We start from the raw sequence: 18,453 nt of genomic DNA, 5'->3' as shown, positions 1-18,453 counted from the left end.
CCGCCGTACGGCCCGGAGCCCGCGCCGCGGGCGCCACGACGACCTCCTCGGAAACACGAACAGTCGGTAAACAGAGCGATCCCCACCGGATCGACGTCCAGGGAAAGGAAACCCCCCATGTCCAGCTTCCTGCAGAACGGCACCGTCCACGGCGAGCCCACCGGCGCGTCCGCGACGGCCGCCGACCCGGCCGGCGAGATCCGACTGGTCCGCTGGAACGGGGCGTGCGCCCGGACCCGTGCGCTGGCCGGGATGAACCTCGGCAGCGGCGTGGTGGTCGGCCTCGGCTCCGCCGCCATCACCACCGTGTCGGTGCCCGCCTGACCTGCCGTCGCCCGCACTCTCTGCCCGAGGAGGTGTGTGACCTTCGTGATCGAGTGACTACTATCCGGAGGTATGCGTCTGCGGGCAGCTCATCTCATTGGTCGTGAGGCCGAAGTCACCGAGCTCGGCGAGTCGTTGCGGGCTCTGAACCGGTCCCGCGGAGGCACGGCGTTCCTGGTCGGAGAGGGGGGGATCGGCAAGTCGCGGCTGGTCGCCGAGCTGATCGGCTCGGCGCTGGCCGCCGGCGTGCGGGTCCTCAAGGGCCGGAGCAGCACCATCGGACCGATGGTGCCGCTCCGGCCCCTCACCGAGGCCCTGATGCCGCTCTCCCGCGGCGGGGTGACACCGGACGAGGCGAGCCTCGGACCGTACCGCCCGGTGCTCGGCCGGCTCATCCCGGGCTGGAGCACCGGCGGCGCCCCCGACCAGGGGTCCACGGTGGTGCTCGCCGAGGCGGTCCTGCGGGTGCTCGCCTTCGCGGGCCGCGACAGCGGCTGCCTGCTGGTGCTGGAGGACCTGCACGACGCCGACACCGAGACCCTCGCCGTCGTCGAGTACCTCGTGGACAACCTCGAACAGCAGCCGCTGATGCTGGTGGCGACGCTGCGCTCGGAGCCCGGCGAGGCGCTGAGCCTCGCCGAGTCCGCCGGGCGCCGACACAGCGCCGCGGTGTTCCGGCTGGCGCCGCTGGACGCCGACGAGGTCGGCCGGATGATCGCCTCCTGCCTGGACACCGAACCCGCCCTGATGCCCGCCGAGGTGCTCGGCCAGATGTGGGAGGACAGCGCGGGCATCCCGTTCCTGGTCGAGGAACTCCTCCAGGGCGCGGTCGCCGGCGGCGCGCTCGTCCGCGAGGGCGCCGCCTGGCGCGTGGTCGGCGACCTGCGCCGCAACATGCCCAGGGCCCTGCTGGAAGGCGCCATCCACCGCATCGACCAGCTCGGCCCGCAGGGACGCACCCTGCTCAGCGCCGCCGCGGTGCTCGGCCGGCGCTTCCCCCTGTCGGTGCTCCAGTCGATGACCGGCGTGGACGACCGGACCCTGCTCAGCCATCTGCACGCCAGCGTGGCCGCCCGGCTGGTCGCGGCCGACGAACCCGCGCCCGACTGGTACGCCTTCCAGCACCCGCTGACCGCCGAGGCACTGCTCGCTCAGCTCACCCCGACCGCCCGGGTCGCCCTGTCCCAGCAGGCCGCCGACGCGATCGAGACCCTCAACCCGGGCCTGCCGGGCGACTGGTGCCCGCTGGCGGCGACCCTGCGCGCCGACGCCGGCGACCTCGTCCGGGCCGGCCGGCTGTTCACCGAGGCCGGGCACCGCGCCCTCGCCGACGGCTCGGTGGGCTCCGCGGTCGCGCTGCTCGACCGCGCCGAACGACTGCTGGCGGAAGGCGGCGACGGGGCCGCCCGCGCCGAGGCCCTGGAGGCGCTGCTGCCCGCGCTCGCCGAGACCGGGGAGCTGACCCGCGCCCTCAGCCTCACCGGCAGCCTGCGCGAACTCGTCGGAGCCGGCCTCGGCGCGGCCCGGCTGGCGGCCCTGCACACCCGCCTGGCGCACGTGGCGTACATGGCCGGCCGCTGGGCCGACGGCAACAACCAGATCGAACGGGCCCGCGCACTGCTGGGAACGGCGCCGGACGAGGCGCACACCGCGCTGACCGACGTGGTGGAGGCGTACCTGTGCCTCGACACGCCGGGACCGGACCGCACCCAGCGGGCCGAGCGGCTGGCCCGGACCGCGCTGGACACGGCCGAGCGCCAGGGCCTGCACCTGGTCGCCTGCCAGGCGTGGGAACTGCTGGGCGTGGTCGCCCGCGAACGCGACCTGGCGGAGGCCAGCACCTATCTGGAACAGGCGATGAGCACCGCCGAGCGGCACAGCCTGCCCCTCCAGCGGATGTACGCGCTCACCCGGCTCGGCGGCATCCGCTGGCTGGACGACGGCAGCACCGCCACCCTCGACGAGGCCCGCACGGAGGCCCGGCGGCTGGGCGCGGTCCCCGTCCTGTACGGCATCGACGGCATCCTCACCCTGCACGACGTGCTGTGCGGCCGCTTCACCGAGGCCCGGACGCTGGGCGACGAGACGCTGACCATGGCGGCCCGCCAGAAGCTGACGTCGGTGGCCCGCTACCTGCTGATGGCCCGCGCGGTGCTCGCGGCCCACCAGGGCGACCGGAGCGCCATGGAGGAGGCCCTGACCGACTTCGGCCGCTGGGGCGGGAGCCGCTCGCCCGAGGAGCCGCTGGCCCTCGGCCTCGCCCAGGTCTTCTGCGCCCTTCTGGAGGAGGACCGCGACCGGGCCGCCCGCACCATGGCCGACCTCCAGGCGCTGGAGGCGGAGAACCCGACCACCTTCCACCTGAGCGGACGGCACGGCCTCGGACTGCTGCTCGACCTCCTGGCCGGCCGGGCCGACCGCGCCCACCTCGAACGGCTGGCCGCGAGCGCCGCCGGCCGGATGCGGTGGAACCGCCACTTCGTCCTGCTCGCCGAGGCCGTCCTGCTCGGCCGGGAGGGCCGGCCCGAGGAGGCCGGACACACGGCACTGCTCGCCCAGAAGGCGGCCGCGCCCTATCCCACGGCCCGCCACCTCGGGCAGCGGCTGATCGCGGAGGAGGCCCACGCGCTGGGCTGGGGCGAGCCGGAACGATGGCTGCGGGAGGCCGAGCAGCACTTCCGCGAGACCTCCGCCACCGCGGTCGTCGGCGCCTGCCGCACCCTGCTGCGCGCGATCGGCGCGCCGGTGCGCCAGCACCGCACCGGCAGCGAACAGATCCCGGCGGAGCTGCGCCTGAAGGGCATGACGGTCCGCGAGTACGAGATCTTCCGGCTGCTGGCCGACCGCCCCAGCAACAAGGACATAGCCGCCCGGCTCTACATATCGCCGCGCACCGTGGAGAAGCACGTCGCCAGCCTGATCGCCAAGACCGGCCAGCCCAACCGCTCCCGACTCTGCGCCCTGGCCGCGGAACGTTTCTGACGCGTCATCAGCTCGTGCGGGCCGCCCTCTTCCAGCGCGAGGTCCATCGACCGCGCCGTGCCGGGCGGGTCGTGAACGCCGTGCGCGGGATGCCCGACGCGTCGAGCCGGGACAGGAGTCGCTCCTCCTGCCGCGGGGTGACGGTGAGGCACAGGGCCGTGCCGGTGTCACTGGCGCTGAAGACGAGCCGGCCCCGCTGCCACGCCTCGGCGTGGATCGTGTGGGGGGCCAGGGCCAGGAGTACGTCGAACTGGGCGTCGTCGCGGACGTCGACGTCGATCCCCATGCCCGGGTCGCTCCTCGCCGGACGGACGCCTTCGGCCACCTCGCGCGCGGCCATCGCCAGCGCCTGCTCGTAGGCGGGCACCACGTCCCGCGGCCAGGCGTCGTCGCTGTAGGCGTCGACGTGCGCGGTCTCGATGCCGTCCCGCAGGACCTGGAGCGCCGCACGGTGCGCGCGCACCACGTCCGCGGCCTCCAGACCGCTGCGGACGCCGGACGCCGTTCCCGGCGCTCCTTGCCCGGATGCGGCAAGGAGCGCTGCTCCGCGACTGCGGGTTCGTCACCTTGCCTGCTTGATCGCGGACGGACAAAACTGGGGGCGCACGGCAGAAGACGGCGGGAGACGAGCGATGACCGCGACGAGAAGCAGGGCCGTCAGGAACGTGGACGGACCTCCGCCGCCCCGGCCGAGGACCGGCCGGAACCTGCTGGTGGGCGCGCTGCTGATCGTTCTGTCCCTGGCCTGCGCGCTCGCCTCCTACGTCGTCCTCACCGGCTGGCTGCCCAGCGACCGCGCCCTGTACCGGGAGTACCGGGCGGCCGGGAAGTGCCCCGCCCGGCAGGCGGTGCCGAAGGCGGAGGACTGCCTGCGGGAGATGACCTTCACCGTCGAGGACACCTCGCTCAACGTGAAGAAGCTGACGGCGACCCTGCGCGGCCCGGAACCCTTCCCCAGGACACTCGTGCGTTTCGGCGACGCCGGGCTGCTGGCGGCATAGGCACTGGTGTTCGGTACGATGCACCTGGTCAGACCGCATGAGCCCAGCCCCTTCACCTGGCGTCCGTACGGCAGGCGGCTGGTCGTCGCGGCGGGCGCCGCATGTGCCGCCGTGGGCCTGATCACCGGCTGGACGGGCCTGCCGTGGCCGCTCGTTCCCACCCTGTCCGGGGCGGCCGTCGCCGTCACGGCGGGCGCCATGCGGAGCCAGCGGGTCTCGCGGTCGCGAGGAAAATGAAAAGGGGAAACCGGAGTGTCCGACTTCCGTCCGCAGCGTAACGGCCGTCTTCCGTGGGGGATCGGCGGCTCGCTCGCCGCCGTCGTGTTCGTCACCGCCGTCTCCGGCTGCGGGAGCGACGACCAGAACGACGACAGGAGCGACGGCGGCGGGCCGGCCGCGAGCGCGCCGGCGTCGGCGACCGCGTCGCGGAAGGCGGCTCCCGCTCCGGCGCACAAGGCCGCGCCGGCCACGCTGCTCACCCTCACGGGTTCCGGCACGAAGACCACCGGCGCGTTCGAGACCGGCGGCGACTGGACGCTGTCCTACACCTTCGACTGCACCAAGGCCATGGGCGCCGTCGACGGCAAGGGCAACTTCATCGTGTTCGACCAGGACGACAGGCTCGTCAACGAGATGGACAAGACCGGCGAGGCCGACACGCGGCAGCACTCGTCGGGCACGCGCCGGTTGCAGATCGTCAGCGAGTGCGACTGGACCGTGAAGGTCACCGGCTAGGGACCGCCCGAGGGCGCGGGCCGGTCGGCGGTCGGGCGGCGCCCGAAGCGCGGCGCCGCCCGACGCTGCCGTCGCCGCCCGGCCCTCACCGGACCGGGCGGCGACGGACGGGGCAGGTCAGCCGTCGATGCGGTGCTGGGTCCAGAAGGACGTGAGGTCCGTGCCGGTGGCGGCCTGGGCCGCCGCCTTGAACTCGGCCGTGGTGGACACGCCGTACCAGTGCGCGGTGGCGTAGTCCTTCAGCAGCTTCGTCATCGTGCTGTCGCCGATGAGCCGGCGCAGGTCGTGCAGGGCGCACTTGCCGTAGCCGTAGACGACGGTGGAGTAGCGGGAGGAGTGGGCGTCCCAGTAGGCCATCGAGTTGGTGATCTTCTCGGCGCTGGAGGCCCAGGACACGCTGTTCCAGCAGTTGGCGCCGGTGATGCCCTGCGCCAGGTCGGTGGCGTAGTCGGTGAACGCCTCGTCCAGCCAGGGGCTGTTGTACTCGTCGTCGCCGACGATGCCGTACCACCACTGGTGGCCGATCTCGTGGGTGAGCGCGGTGGTGCTGACCAGGTCGAGGACGAAGCCGGGGTACTCCATGCCGCCGAACCAGTAGTTGTTGTCGATGACGGCGTCCAGTTCGCCGTAGGGGTAGGCGCCGAACCGGCCCGCGTGGGCGTCGACCGCGCTCTTGGCGGTGCTCAGCATGGACTGGGCGCTGGAGGAGCTGATGTTCGAGACGGAGTACACGTTCACCGGGACGCCGCCGGGTGAGGTGCCGGAGATCTTGCTGAACGGACCCGCGGCCCAGGCGAAGTCACGGACCTTGGAGGCGGTGGCCGTGGTGACCGTACGGCCGCTGGCGCCGGGGGTGTCGGCCGACGTGCCGGTGGCCGGGACGAGCAGGGTGCTGGGGTGGTCCAGGGTCACCTTGAAGTCGGCGGCCAGGGAGTAGAACGACTCGCCGTTGTTGGTGTACGGGTCCAGGTGCCAGCCGGCGCCGTCGCGGACCGCGAGGACGGGCAGGGCGTTGCCGATGAAGCTGAACGCTCCGTCGTGCCCGAACCGGTCGGCGCCGCTGGGCACGGTGATGCCGAGGTCGAAGCCGACGGTGGCGCTCTGGCCCTGGGCGAGCGGGGCCGGCAGATCGACCTTCAGGGCGGTGCAGGCCACCGAGAGGGCGCCGGCGGTGCCGCCGGTGACGTTGCTGACCTTGATCGGCATCGCGTCGCAGCTGCCGTGGTAGTTGTCCCACAGCCGCAGGTACACCTCGCTCAGCGCGGTGGCGGAGGCGTTGGTGAAGGTGACGCTCTCGTGGCCGTTCCAGACGGTGCCGGCGGTGTCGCTGCTGAGGCTGACGGTGTACGCCGGGGCCGCCGGGGTCCGGGTGGAGTCGGCCGGCGGGGTGGTGCCTCCGCCCGAGGTGTCGAGGGCGACGTCGTCGAGGACGAAGCTGGTCTGGAGGCTGGAGTCCTCGGCGCCGGTGAAGGACAGGTTCACGGTCTGCCCGGCGAACGAGGACACGTCGACCGTCCTGCGGACGTAGCCGGTGTTCTTGTCCAGGTTCGAGTACGTGGCCAGGGTGCTGCCGCCCAGCTTCACGGACAGTTTGTCGTACGCCGTGGAGGAGGTGGTCTCGGCGGTGTCGATGTGCAGCCAGTAGCTCAGGGTGGCGGTGGAGCACCCGGAGGGGATCGTGACGCTCTGGGTGAGGGTGTCGGTGCGGGTGCCGCCGGTTCCGTCCAGCCAGGCGTAGGAGCTGCCGCCGTGCGCGCTCTGTCCGGAACGGCTGGTGATCACGCTGGACGAGGACGGGGACCACGGTGAAGTCCCGCTCTCGAAACCGCTGTTGGCGACCACCTGGGCCGGGGTGCAGGCGGCCGGTGCGGCGGCCTGCCGGGCGGCGGCGGGGGTGCCGGGGAGGACGAGGGCGGCCACGGCGGCGACGGTGAGCGCACCGGCGCCGAGGGCCTTGTGGGGGGTGGGTCTCAACGCTACTCCTTCTACGGCGGCCGGGGTCCCGGCCTGCTCGAAGGCCGCCGGACCGGCGGGGTGCGCCGGGGCGGCCGTGGGTGGGGCTTGCGCGTTGCTGTGCTCAGGAGCCGGTCGGGCCCCACTGGGGTCGGGGCCGCGACTGCCAAAGAGTGACAGATTTGACCGTTGCATGCCAGACCCGTCAGGGCGGCGTCCGCATGTCTCGGGTGAGCCCCGCGGCCATCGGGGTGTTCACGCGGGTGCGCGGGGTGAGGAAGCGCCCGCGCCGGGTATCCGCTGCTGTGGTCGGGGGCGGCACATCGGTGACAACTCCTCCGGCGGGAAGGAGAGATGGCGTATGGCGGCCGACGTGAACTCCCCGAGGATCACGGGGAAGGTCCAGGGCAGGGACATCGTCCTGACGGGCCCGCTGAGCAAGGAGGAGATCCGGGACAAGGTGTGGTGGTGGCAGCACACCGAGTCCGGGACCTCCGAGGAGAGAGGGGACGGTCAGCATGAGTTCGACCGCTCCGAGAAGAGCGTGATCAACACCCTGGGCGGCTACTACGTCGTCCCGGACGACCCCGGGACGCACGAGGCCGACGAACTGGTGGAGACGGTGTACACGGAACTCAACGACTGACCGTCGGCGGTTCGCGGTGGTGTGGCGGGCGGCGAGCGGACCGGGGCGGCGATGACGGCACCGGCCGGGCGCCCCGAACCCCTCGTGGCACCGGGCCGGGTCGTCGCCTTGCGGTGCGGTGCGGTGCGGCTCGACCCGGCCCGGTCCAGCTCGGCCCGGCTCGGCTCCGCCCGGTTCGGGTCGGCCCGGTTCGGGTCGGCCCGGCTCCGAGGCGCCCGGTTCGGCTCCGCCCGGCTCCGCTCCGAGGTCGGTCTGGTTCGGCTCCGCCCGGCTCCGCTCCGGTTGGCCCGTCCCGGTTCGGTTTGACCCGGTTCGGCTCCGCCCGGCCCGGTTCGGCTCGGCCCGGCTCGGGTCGGGTCGGCCCCGGCTCGGGTCGGCTCGGCTCCGCCCGGCTCCGCCCGGCCCGGCTGGGCTCGGGCGGGGCCGGGCGGGGCCGGGCCGCGGGCGTTCGCGTTTCGGTCAGGTGGCCGGGGGCGGGAGGGGGAGCGGTGGGGCGGGTACGCTCCAGCCGGCCGCGCACAGGGACCGTTCGACCGTGTCGGTGTAGACGGCGGCGGCGAGCCAGGACCGGGCGAAGCGGTCCGTGTCGGTCGGCAGCAGCCGGCCGAAGGCGTCGCGGGAGCGGACCGCGGCGGCGGCGTGCAGGTCGTCCAGGAGAGTGGCGGCCGTGGTGAGGCCGTGCCGTCGCAGCCGGGCGCCGTCGCCCGCCCCGTCCCCGGCGAACGCCAGCACGGGGCGGCCCCCGGACACCGCCTGGTGGACGCGGCGGCGCAGCAGATGCAGCGGAGCCTCGTCCTCGCCCGGGGCGACCGCGGCCGGCGACACGGCCGCCGCGCCGGTGGGCAGGTCCGCGCGCCGGAGCCGGTCCAGGCCGAGGTCCACCCGGGCGGCGGGGTCGGTGGGATGCTCCGCGGCCAGCGGCAGGGCGCGCGGACGGGGACCGGGCGCCAGGCGCGCCACGATCCGCAGCCGGCTGCCGCGGGCGGCCGCGAGCAGCCGGAGGTTGTCGCGGTAGGGGAGCGCGGGATCGTCGTGCGCGACGGCCAGCCGCACGGGCACGCCCGCGCAGTCGGCCAGCAGACTCTCACCGGCCGCCTCCCGCACCGCGCCCACGCACGTCACCTCCAGGAACAGCAGGTCGTGACCGCCGTCGAGGGCGCGGGCCACCTGCTCGGCGGCGGGCACGTCCCACAGCCGGCGCAGCGGCTCGGCGTGCCAGGCGGCGCCGGACGCGCGGACCGCCCGCACCCCGGCCCCCGCGCCCAGGCGGCCTGTCCCGGAGACCGTGGCGCCCGACACGGCCAGCCCCGCCCGCGACAGTTCACGATGGGTCAGCGCGGTGTCGTCGAGCCGTACGGCCCTGCGCCACGTCCGACACCGTGTAGAGGCGGCCGCCCGCGTCGGCGGTCCAGATGACCGCGCCCGCGTAGCCGGTCGAGGTCAGCACCGGCTCGGAGAAGAGCACCGCCGGATCGTCGGCGATCTTCGGCGGCACGGACTTCAGCCGCCGTCCGGCTGCGTTGCGGCACACCACCTTGCCGTCGTCGAGGGCGACCTCGTAGCCGCCGGCCGACACCCACCCCATACGTGCCTCCCGCACCCGCAATGATCAAGTGCCGGGAACTGTAGAGCAGACCAGTGACAACGGCGCCGGAGACGGCCGGCGACGGCGAGCGGACCGCGTCCGCCGAGGAGGGTGGCGGCATGCGCATTCTGATCATCACCGCCGGTTCACGGGGAGACGTCGCGCCCTACACCGGACTGGGGCGGCGGCTGCGGGACGCGGGCCATCAGGTCGCCGTGGCCGCTCACCCGGCCTTCGCCGCACTCGTCGGCGCGTGCGGTCTCGAACACCGGCCCGTGCCGGGAGACCCGCGGAAGCTGATCCGGGACCGGGGCCGGGCGGCGTCACGGGACGAGGTCCGGGCCCTGACGAGGGCGTACGCCGACGGCCTGGCCGAGGGGGTGGCGCAGGCCGTGGCAGGCGGGGCCGACCTCCTGATCACGGCCTTCGCCCCGGCGCCCCTCGGCCGGACGGCCGGCGAAGCGCTCGGCGTCCCCGTCGTCGGCGCCTACCTCGTGCCGGCCTTCCCCACCGGCCGCTTCCCGCTGCCCAACGCGCGGAGCGCCGGGAGCCTCGGCCCGGCGGGGAACCTCGCCGCGGGCCGGGACGTGCTGAGGCGCGCGGAAGGGGCCTTCGCGGGCGCGGTGACCCGGCTGCGCGCCCGCCTCGGGCTGCCCGCCGCCCGGCCCTCGGCGCCGGTGGACGTCCGGCCGGTCTTCCACGGCTTCAGCCCGCTGGTCGTGCCGCGCCCCGGGGACTGGCCGTCCTGGGCCGAGGTGGTCGGCTACTGGTGGCCCGCCCGGCCGGACGGCTGGCGTCCCCCGGCCGCCCTGACCGACTTCCTCCGGGCCGGGCCGCCCCCGGTGTTCATCGGGTTCGGCAGCATGGCGGCGGGGCAGGGGGAGCGGCTCAGCGAACTCGTCGCCGCGGCGGTGCGGCGGGCGGGCGTGCGGGCGGTGGTGCAGGCGGGATGGGCCGGTGTGCGCGGCCGCGGCGCCGACGTCCTGACCGTCGGCGACGTCCCGCACGACTGGCTGTTCCCCCGCACGGCCGCCGTGGTCCACCACGCCGGGGCGGGCACCACCGCGGCCGGTCTGCGCGCGGGAGTGCCCGCCGTGCCCGTTCCCGTCATGGCCGACCAGCCGTTCTGGGCGTCCCGCCTGCACGGGCTGGGAGTCTCCCCCCGGCCCGTGCCGTTCCGGGACCTCACCGCCGACGCCCTCGGCGACGCGATCACCGCCTGCCTGTCCGAGCCGGCCCACCGCCGCCGCGCCGCCGAACTCGCCCGCGGCCTCGCCGCGGAGGACGGCGCCGCCCCGCTGCTCTCGCACATCGCCGCGCTGAGCGCCGGCTGACGTGCCCGTCGCCGCCCCGGAGCCGGCTCCCTCAGCGACAACGGAAGGGCTCGGCGGATCTCGGCGGAGAGGGACCGAGGGATACGACGACGCGGCTGCTCCCTGCCGATCGCCCTCTTCTCGTCCTGTTGACGATATTCGCGTGGCCCGTTATCGTCGCACTGACGAAATAAAAGGTAGAGGGGGGTCCACCATGGCCGACATCACCCGCCGCTTGGGCTGGCGCCATCTGCGCTCCGCGCCCACCGCGCACATCCGCCACCACAAGCGCGGCCGACTCGCGCACGACGGCCGGGGGCTCAGCTTCTGGTACCGGTCGCTGTCGGCGGCGCTCTCCGAAGTGCCGGTCGACGACCGGGAGCTGGCGATGGCCTTCCACGCCCGCACGGCCGACTTCCAGGACGTCACCGTGCAGGCCACCGTCACCTACCGGATCAGTGACCCGGCCGAGGCGGCGGACCGGATCGACTTCTCCGTGGACCCGGACAACGGGAAGTGGCGCGCCGCGCCCCTGGAGCAGATCGCCACCCTCCTCACCGAGACCGCGCAGCAGCACACGCTGGACGTACTGGCCCGGACCCCGCTGGCCGTCGCCCTCGTGGACGGCGTCGCCTCCGTACGGGAACGGGTCGTCACCGGTCTCGAGGCCGAACCCCGGCTCCCGGCCACGGGCATCGAGGTGGTGACCGTCCGCGTCGTCGCCATCCGTCCCGAGGTCGAGGTGGAGCGCGCCCTGCGCACCCCGGCCCGCGAGCAGATCCAGCAGGAGGCCGACCGGGCCACCTACGAACGGCGGGCCGTCGCCGTCGAGCGCGAACGCGCCATCGCCGAGAACGAGTTGGCCAGCCAGATCGAACTGGCCCGGCGCGAGGAGCAGTTGGTCGAGCAGCGCGGCACCAACACCCGTCGTGAGGCCGAGGAGAAGGCGGCCGCCGACGGCGTGCGGTCCGAGGCCGAGGCAGCCCGCACGGTCCGCCTGGCGCGCGCGGAGGCCGAGGCGGCCCGCGAGACCGGCGCGGCGCGCGCGGAGGCCCAGGCCGCCTGGCTGCGGGTGCACGGCGAGGTCGACCCGGCCACGCTGCACGCCCTGGCGGCGACCCGGCTGGCGGAGAACCTGCCGCGGATCGACAGCGTCGTGCTCACCCCCGACGTCCTCACCGGGCTCCTCGCCAAGCTCGGGCGCCCGGACGGCGGAGCGGACGCGTGAGCCTGGCCCCGCGCGCGGTCCTCGTGCACCGCAGGACCGAGTACGAGGAACTGCTCGCCCGGCACGGCACGCACGGGCAGGCCGCGTTCTTCCTCGCCGGCCGGGGCCGCTCCGTCGACGAGGTGCTCCGCCGCCACGAGCGCACCCAGCAGGCGTTGCGGGACGTCTCGTCGGCGGTGCCGCTCACCTGGCGCAGTTCCCGGGTGGAGCGGGCGGACCTGGACCGCTTCCTGTTCGCCCCGGAGGACGTGGTGGTCGTGGTCGGCCAGGACGGCCTGGTCGCCAACACCGCGAAGTACCTCGCCGGGCAGCCGGTGGTGGGCATCGACACCGATCCGGGCCGCAACCCGGGAGTCCTGGTCCGGCACCGCCGCGCCGACGCCGCCGCCCTGCTGCGGGCCGCGACGACCGCCGGCGGCCGGGTGGAGGAGCTGACCATGGTGGAGGCCGTCGCCGACGACACCCAGCGACTCGTCGCGCTGAACGAGATCTACCTGGGCTCGGCCGGCCATCAGACGACCCGTTACCGCCTCGGCGTCGAGGGCGAGACGGCGCCCGACGAGGCCCAGGCGTCCTCCGGGGTACTGGTCGGCACCGGCACCGGCGCCACCGGCTGGCTGCGCTCCGTGTGGCTGGAGCGCGCCGGCACCGTGCCGATGCCCGCGCCGTGCGACCGGCGGCTCCTGTGGTTCGTGCGCGAGGCGTGGCCGTCGCCCGCGACCGGGACGTCCCGGGTCGGCGGTGAGCTGGGGCGGGGGCAGGCGCTGCGGCTGACCGTGGAGTCGGACCGGGTCGTGGTCTTCGGGGACGGGATGGAGGCCGACGCCCTGGAGCTGACCTGGGGGCAGAGCGTACGGCTGGGCATCGCGGACACGTCACTGCGCCTGGTGACATGAGTGCGCCTGACGACGCGAATGCGCCGGGCGGGGTGAGTGCGCCGGGCGGGGTGAGTGCGCCGGGCGGGGTGAGTCGTGCGCGCGGACACCGCCCGCCCGGCCGGCCTCCGCCCCCTTCGTCGGACGGGTGCGTGAGGCGGCCGGGCGGGGCCGGTGAGCGGGCCCCCTAGCGCACGGTGACCTGGAAGACCGGGGAGGCCGTCGCGCCGTTGACGATGCGCAGGTCGTTCTTGCCCTTGAGGCCGAGCTTGACGCCCAGCGAGTAGGAGCCGCCGCGCGACACGGGGGCGGACGCGGGCAGGGAGACCCACGTGCCGTGCTGCTTCTGCTGCAGGGTCACCTTGCCGCCGGCCGCGATGCCGGTGGTCCTGCCGGTGACCCGGAACAGCTGCCAGGCCCGCACCGAGGTCGTCGAGGGCGTGGCGCTGATGGCGGCCTTGGCGGCCTGGGCCGGGTGCGCCGAGGTGACGGGCGACGCGGTGGGCGTGCTCGCGGTGGCGGCCGTCGCGGTGCCCGCGAGGGCGAGGGACGCGGCTCCCAGAGCGCCGACGACGACGGTGCGCAGCGAGCGCCGCTTCGAGATCATCACAGGTATGTTCCTTCCGTGCCGAGTGTGCCTTTTCCTGCCTGAGGTGAGCTACATGCCGTTTGATGCAGTCATGGAGAGGGATGGCACGGGAGGGGTGGGGCGTTCATCGGCGTATGTCCCCGTCCTGTAACAGCCGCCGGGGCGCGGCGGCCTCGCGGTGCGGTCAGGCCGCCGAGTACGGCAGGAGTCCGCGGTCGATCCGCTCCCAGGCCGCCTTCAGCTCCGCGAGCAGGGCCGGCCGGTCGCCGGCGAGGTCGGCCTGTTCGCGCGCGTCCGCGGCGAGGTCGTACAGGTGGTCCGTGCCGTCGGCGTCCTGGAAGTACTTCCAGTCGCCGCGCCGCAGCGCGCGGTTGCCGCGCACCCGCCAGAACAGGTCGCGTTCGGGGACGTCCTCCCCGCGCAGCAGGTAACCGGCGAGACTGTGCCCGTCCAGCGGGTAGGCCGGGTCCGGCCGCGCTCCGCCCAGTTCCAGCAGGGTGGCGGTCCAGTCGGGGGAGTAGACGGGTTCGTGACTGACCTGGCGTCCGTCGACGGCGGCCGGCCACCGCAGGAGGGTCGGCACCCGGATGCCGCCCTCCAGCAGCTCGGACTTGCCGCCGCTGAGCGGCCACTGGTAGGAGAAGCGCTCGCCGCCGTTGTCGCTGGCGAAGACGACGACGGTGTTCTCCTCCTGTCCCGAGCGGCGCAGCGCGCCGAGCACCTCGCCGACCGACGCGTCCAGGCTCTCCACCATCTCCTTGTACTTCTGCACCGAGCCGCCGTCGGTGTGCAGGAGGGCGCCGAGCACGTTCCCGGCGCGGATCCGCGCGGCGATCCCGGCGGCCGTCTCCTCGTCGTCCTCGGTCAGCCAAGGCCAGTGCGGGGTGGTGAAGTTGAGGTTCAGCAGCCAGGGCCTGTCGTGGCGGCGGCCCACGTAGTCCACGGCCCGCTCGGTCAGGACGGTGGTGTAGTAGCGCAGGTCCTGGTAGGCGGCGTCGCCCTCGTACAGGTCGTAGTCGCCGAGCTGGCCCAGCTTCGAGAAGTACTCCAGCGCGCCGCCGAAGTTGCCGAAGAACTCGTCCCAGCCGGACCGGGTGGGGCTGTAGTCCGGGAGCCAGCCGCAGTGCCACTTGCCGATCAGCGCGGTCGCGTACCCGGCCCGCTTCAACAGCGAGGCGAGCGTGGGGTGATGGGGGTCCAGGCCCTGCGTCCTGCTGCCGATGGGCTCGGCCAGTCCGCCCTTGGTACGGCCCGGATAGCGGCCGGTGTAGAGGCTGAACCGGGTGGGGGAGCAGGTCGCCGAGCCGGAGTAGGCGTCGGTGAAGCGCACTCCCTGAGCGGCCAGCCGGTCCAGGTTCGGGGTGCGGATGTGCGGGGCGCCGTAGGAGGAGAGGTCGGCCCAGCCCAGGTCGTCGCCGAGGATGAACAGGAAGTTGGGCCGCCGTCCCGGTCTCCTCCCGGGCTTGGCCCGGAAGGGCCGCTCGGCCCTGTCCTGGACGGCGGCCGCGGGAGTCGTCGTCGCGACGGCGCCGGCGACGGCGGTGACCGCGCCGCCGCCGACGAGGCCGCCGAAGGCACGGCGGGAGACGGGTGAGGTGTCGGGCATGCGAAGTCCTTGCTCGGGCGGCGCCCGTGACAGGGCGCGGATCGGCGGGCGGGGCGCGCCACCGCGCACGCCACGCGGCGCCCGGCGGCACGAGGGCGCCGGGCGCGCGGGGGAAGCGGCGGATGCGGTACGCGAAAAGACCCCCACGGACGGGGAGTCGAGTAATCACCTCTGGGTGAGGGGCGGCCCTACGGGCTCAGCGACACAGGGCGCTGGACTGCCGGCACAGATCGACGTGCCGCCGCTCCACGAGCGCGGTGCGGACACGGTGGTGATCGGCGGGCGGCCTCATGACCGGGGAGGCTGCCAGCGCGGGAAGGGGCGCGTCAAGCGACGTCCGCATGGCGGGAAGCGCGCCCGGCCCAAGCTGAGCGCAACCTCCTCGTGACCCGCCGACCCCTGTCCACGCTACGCGCGTTGATCATAGGCTTCGCACAGCTTCAACCGCTTCGTACTCCTACCGAGGGAGCCTCATGACCCACCCGACCAAGCCGAGACGGCGCGCCCGCCGTGTCCTCGGGGCCGTCGCCGCCTTGGCCACGGCCGGTGCGCTGACCGCCGCCGCCACGCCGGCGAAGGGGGTGTCCGCGGCCCACCACCACGGGCACGGCGGTCGCACGGTCGACGTCCAACTGCTGTCGTTCAACGACTTCCACGGAAACCTCGAACCGCCGGCCGGCTCCTCGGGCCAGGTCACCGAGACCGCGCCGGACGGCACCGCGAAGAAGATCGACGCGGGTGGCGTCGAGTACCTCGCGACCTCGCTGCGCACGGCCCGCAAGGGGCACCCGTACAGCGTCACGGCCGCGGCCGGCGACCTGATCGGCGCGAGCCCGCTGCTGTCGGGCCTGTTCCACGACGAGCCGACCGTCGAGGCGATGAACAAGCTCGACCTGGACGTGACGAGCGTCGGCAACCACGAGTTCGACGAGGGCGCCACCGAACTCGCCCGCATGCAGAACGGCGGCTGCCACCCCAAGGACGGCTGCTACGAACGCGGCCGCACCTTCAAGGGCGCCGACTACCCCTACCTCGCCGCCAACGTGACCGACGAGAAGACCGGCAAGCCGATCCTCAAGCCCTACTGGGTGTGGAAGCACGACGGCGTGAAGATCGGCTTCATCGGCGTGACGCTGGAGGGCACGCCGGACATCGTCACCGCCGAGGGCGTCAAGGGACTGAAGTTCCGCGACGAGGTCGAGACCGTCGACAAGTACGCCGACATCCTCGACAAGCAGGGTGTGAAGTCGATCGTCGCGCTCATCCACGAGGGCGGCCAGCCCGCCTCGCAGTCCTACGACTACGACTGCGACTCCCCGGGCGCCGGCGACGGCGTCTCCGGGCCGATCGTCGACATCGCCCGGCACCTCACACCCAAGGTCGACGCCCTGGTCACCGGTCACACGCACCAGGCATACGTGTGCACGATCCCGGACCCGTCGGGCCGGCCGCGCATGGTCACCTCCGCGTCCTCGTACGGGAAGCTGTACACCGACACCACGCTGACCTACGACCGCCGCACCCGGGACATCGTCCGCACCGGCGTGCGCTCCGCCAACCACGTGGTGAGCCGCACCCAGCCGAAGGCCGCCGACATGACGGCGCTGATCTCCCGCTGGAACGCGCTGGCCGCGCCGGTGGCCGGCAAGCCCGTCGGCTACATCTCCGGCGACATCAACGGACGCGGGGCCACCACCCCCGAATCCCCGCTCGGCGACCTGATCGCGGACGCCCAGCTCGCGCACGCCAAGTCCCTGGACCCCAAGGCCGCGCTGGCGCTGATGAACCCCGGCGGCATCCGCTCCGACCTCGTCCACAAGGCGAGCGGCGGCGAGGGCGACGGCGTCGTGACGTACGGCGAGGCGTTCACGGTCCAGCCCTTCAGCAACACGGTGAACCTGGTGGACCTCACCGGCGCGCAACTGATCACCGCGCTCCAGCAGCAGGTCAGCGGCCCGAACGAGGCATCGCCGAAGATCCTCCAGATATCCGCGGGCCTCACCTACACGCTGGACCTCACCAAGTCGGGCGCGGCCCGCGTCGCCACCGGCTCGATCCGGCTGAACGGGGCGGCGATCGACCCGGCCGCCACCTACCGGGTCGCGATGAACTCCTTCCTCGCGGGCGGCGGCGACGGCTTCACCGAGCTGGGCAAGGGGAAGAACCCCGTGGTCGGCGCGGACGACCTGAAGGCGTTCAACGACTACCTGACGGCCGCCTCGTCGGCGTCCCACCCGATCGCGCCGCCGGCCGCCGACCGGATCACGGTCGTGAAGTAGCCGCGTCGGCGACAGCGGTACGGGCGCCCGACGGCGCCCGTACACCGCGCCCGGCTCACCCCGTGACGGGCTTCCGCCCGGGGTGCGCCGGGTCGAGGGTGAAGAGGGTGCCGTCGGAGGCCGCCAGCACCAGGGCGCCCTTGTCGAACCACACGGTGGGCAGCAGCCCGGTGTTCAGCACCTCGGCACGTGCCGACGACTCCCACAGCAGGGTGCCGCGCGCCGTGTCGAGGGCGGCCACCCGGCCGCTGCCCCCGGCCAGGTACACGGTGCGCCCGCCGCCGTCCACCGACGCCTGCCCCGGTGTCTCCAGCGTCGTGTGCGTCTGCCACCGCCGGGCTCCCGTCCCGGGTGAGACGGCGGTGACCAGGCCGCTGGAGGTGACGAAGTAGAGCGTCCCGTGCGCCAGGGTCGGGGTGCCCCCTCGGTACCGCTCCGGCAGCGGCGTCAGCGTGCGCTCCCCGGTGCGCGGATCGACGCGCACGATCCGGGTGTAGATCTGGTCGGGGCCGTTGACCACGGGGCGGTCGTCCGTCTCGGCGAAGAGCAGCCGCCCGTCCTGGACGCCCACGAAACTCCGCTGCTGCGCCGGGGAGTCCAGGGTGCGCGCGGAGCCGTCGCCGGGCTCGACGACGAGGAACTTCATGGCGTGCGAGCCCTCCGCCTTGATCATGCACTCCACGTACGGGCGGTCCCCGGCGGTGAGCGGCAGGCAGTCGTACCCGGGCGGCACGGGGATCCTGCGGCGTACGGCGCCGTCGCGCGCCGAGCGGACGGTGACCGCGCTGCCGTCGTCCTCCTGGGTCAGGAGCACCCCGGCGGCGTAGACCGAGCCCAGGCTGTCGGTGCGGACCGGATGGGACCAGAGCCGGGCGCCGCTCGCGCCGTCGAGCGCGAGGACGGACTGCGCCTGTCCGATGCCGCCCTCGTCGGTGACCGTCAACTCCACGAGCACCACGCCCTCGTGCACCCCGAGCAGCGTCGTGACGTAGCGGGCGGCCGGGACGCCGGCGGGCGCGATGCCGGAGCGCCACAGGGTGCGTCCGGTGGTGGCGTCGATCCGCTCCGGCAGGAGCGCGCTGCCGGCGCAGTAGAGCGCGCCGTCGTCCGGCACGCAGGCCGGCGCCCGGTTTCCCTCGTACCCCGGTGCGTCGCGCACGCCTTTCTCCGCGGCCGCGGCCGCGGTCGTCTGCCACGGCCTCCAGCCGGCCGGGAGGGCGGCCCAGCGGGCGGCGGCGGCCGGGGTGTCCGCCCGCGTCGTGCCGGCGCCGCCGCGCAGGCCCAGCAGGGCGGAGCCGGCCAGGGCGAGGGCCTGCACACCGGCCACGGCCGGCGCG

General features: G+C 74.2%; 16 protein-coding genes and 2 pseudogenes. 10 read left to right on the top strand and 8 right to left on the bottom strand.

The features are described 5' to 3' along the window. The first annotated feature begins 117 nt into the window (after positions 1–117). A complete protein-coding gene (locus tag ABEB07_RS09955) occupies positions 118–324 on the top strand; it encodes a hypothetical protein (protein WP_164587058.1) in 207 nt (68 codons plus the stop codon). Between the two features lie 72 nt (positions 325–396). Beyond that, positions 397–3,306, top strand: coding sequence for a helix-turn-helix transcriptional regulator (locus tag ABEB07_RS09950; protein WP_176146917.1), 2,910 nt, complete (start codon positions 397–399; stop codon positions 3,304–3,306). Between the two features lie 7 nt (positions 3,307–3,313). Here ABEB07_RS09950 and ABEB07_RS09945 read toward each other — a convergent pair whose 3' ends face one another. Next, positions 3,314–3,772, bottom strand: a complete 459-nt coding sequence (locus ABEB07_RS09945) for a hypothetical protein (RefSeq protein ID WP_345667925.1) — start codon at positions 3,770–3,772, stop codon at positions 3,314–3,316. Between the two features lie 166 nt (positions 3,773–3,938). Between ABEB07_RS09945 and ABEB07_RS09940 the strand changes: the two genes are divergently transcribed. The 3 genes from ABEB07_RS09940 to ABEB07_RS09930 are packed head-to-tail and all read left to right on the top strand — an operon-like array spanning position 3,939 to position 5,042. Continuing rightward, positions 3,939–4,307, top strand: coding sequence for a hypothetical protein (locus ABEB07_RS09940; protein WP_345667924.1), 369 nt, complete (start codon positions 3,939–3,941; stop codon positions 4,305–4,307). Positions 4,308–4,325: 18 nt separating this feature from the next. After that, on the top strand, positions 4,326–4,544 hold the full coding sequence (locus ABEB07_RS09935; protein ID WP_345667923.1) for a hypothetical protein: 219 nt from the start codon (positions 4,326–4,328) through the stop codon (positions 4,542–4,544). A 15-nt stretch (positions 4,545–4,559) separates the two neighbouring features. After that, positions 4,560–5,042, top strand: a complete 483-nt coding sequence (locus tag ABEB07_RS09930; protein ID WP_345667922.1) for a hypothetical protein — start codon at positions 4,560–4,562, stop codon at positions 5,040–5,042. Between the two features lie 117 nt (positions 5,043–5,159). On the opposite strand, the gene ABEB07_RS09925 is transcribed toward ABEB07_RS09930, so the two are convergent. After that, a complete protein-coding gene (locus tag ABEB07_RS09925) occupies positions 5,160–7,016 on the bottom strand; it encodes a M1 family aminopeptidase (protein ID WP_345667921.1) in 1,857 nt (618 codons plus the stop codon). A gap of 340 nt (positions 7,017–7,356) precedes the next feature. On the opposite strand from ABEB07_RS09925, the gene ABEB07_RS09920 reads away from it, so the two are divergent. Beyond that, on the top strand, positions 7,357–7,641 hold the full coding sequence (locus ABEB07_RS09920; RefSeq protein ID WP_176146912.1) for a hypothetical protein: 285 nt from the start codon (positions 7,357–7,359) through the stop codon (positions 7,639–7,641). Between the two features lie 459 nt (positions 7,642–8,100). Here the strand turns inward: ABEB07_RS09920 and ABEB07_RS09915 are convergent. Then, positions 8,101–9,103, bottom strand: a pseudogene (locus tag ABEB07_RS09915) (hypothetical protein); the annotation flags it as partial. Next, positions 9,101–9,226, bottom strand: a pseudogene (locus ABEB07_RS39175) (DUF4132 domain-containing protein); the annotation flags it as partial. The pseudogenes ABEB07_RS39175 and ABEB07_RS09915, both read right to left, overlap by 3 nt. Before the next feature lie 119 nt (positions 9,227–9,345). Between ABEB07_RS39175 and ABEB07_RS09910 the strand changes: the two are divergent. The 3 genes from ABEB07_RS09910 to ABEB07_RS09900 all read left to right on the top strand — a co-directional run bounded on the left by ABEB07_RS09910 (position 9,346) and on the right by ABEB07_RS09900 (position 12,663). Next, positions 9,346–10,560, top strand: a complete 1,215-nt coding sequence (locus tag ABEB07_RS09910; protein ID WP_345667920.1) for a glycosyltransferase — start codon at positions 9,346–9,348, stop codon at positions 10,558–10,560. Between the two features lie 193 nt (positions 10,561–10,753). Continuing rightward, positions 10,754–11,767 (top strand): SPFH domain-containing protein, encoded by a 1,014-nt coding sequence (locus tag ABEB07_RS09905; RefSeq protein ID WP_345667919.1) that lies wholly within the window; start codon positions 10,754–10,756, stop codon positions 11,765–11,767. Beyond that, entirely contained in the window at positions 11,764–12,663 is a 900-nt protein-coding gene (locus ABEB07_RS09900) for an NAD(+)/NADH kinase (protein WP_176146909.1), read from the top strand. Before ABEB07_RS09905 ends, ABEB07_RS09900 begins: the two co-directional genes overlap by 4 nt. Before the next feature lie 166 nt (positions 12,664–12,829). Here ABEB07_RS09900 and ABEB07_RS09895 read toward each other — a convergent pair whose 3' ends face one another. The 3 genes from ABEB07_RS09895 to ABEB07_RS39170 all read right to left on the bottom strand — a co-directional run bounded on the left by ABEB07_RS09895 (position 12,830) and on the right by ABEB07_RS39170 (position 15,129). Then, positions 12,830–13,249, bottom strand: coding sequence for a hypothetical protein (locus ABEB07_RS09895; RefSeq protein WP_345667917.1), 420 nt, complete (start codon positions 13,247–13,249; stop codon positions 12,830–12,832). A 166-nt stretch (positions 13,250–13,415) separates the two neighbouring features. Beyond that, positions 13,416–14,837 (bottom strand): sulfatase family protein, encoded by a 1,422-nt coding sequence (locus tag ABEB07_RS09890; protein ID WP_345667915.1) that lies wholly within the window; start codon positions 14,835–14,837, stop codon positions 13,416–13,418. Positions 14,838–15,033: 196 nt separating this feature from the next. Then, a complete protein-coding gene (locus ABEB07_RS39170) occupies positions 15,034–15,129 on the bottom strand; it encodes a putative leader peptide (RefSeq protein WP_425588980.1) in 96 nt (31 codons plus the stop codon). A 181-nt stretch (positions 15,130–15,310) separates the two neighbouring features. On the opposite strand from ABEB07_RS39170, the gene ABEB07_RS09885 reads away from it, so the two are divergent. Next, on the top strand, positions 15,311–17,116 hold the full coding sequence (locus ABEB07_RS09885) for a bifunctional metallophosphatase/5'-nucleotidase (protein ID WP_345667914.1): 1,806 nt from the start codon (positions 15,311–15,313) through the stop codon (positions 17,114–17,116). Positions 17,117–17,171: 55 nt separating this feature from the next. On the opposite strand, the gene ABEB07_RS09880 is transcribed toward ABEB07_RS09885, so the two are convergent. Then, positions 17,172–18,453, bottom strand: a 1,282-nt coding sequence (locus ABEB07_RS09880; protein ID WP_345667913.1) for an outer membrane protein assembly factor BamB family protein, incomplete at its 5' end; no start/stop codon positions are given.

Origin of the sequence: Streptomyces similanensis (assembly GCF_039543625.1) — a bacterium.
GTDB classification, from domain to species: domain Bacteria; phylum Actinomycetota; class Actinomycetes; order Streptomycetales; family Streptomycetaceae; genus Streptomyces; species Streptomyces similanensis.
This window is presented reverse-complemented; position numbering and strand designations above follow the sequence as displayed.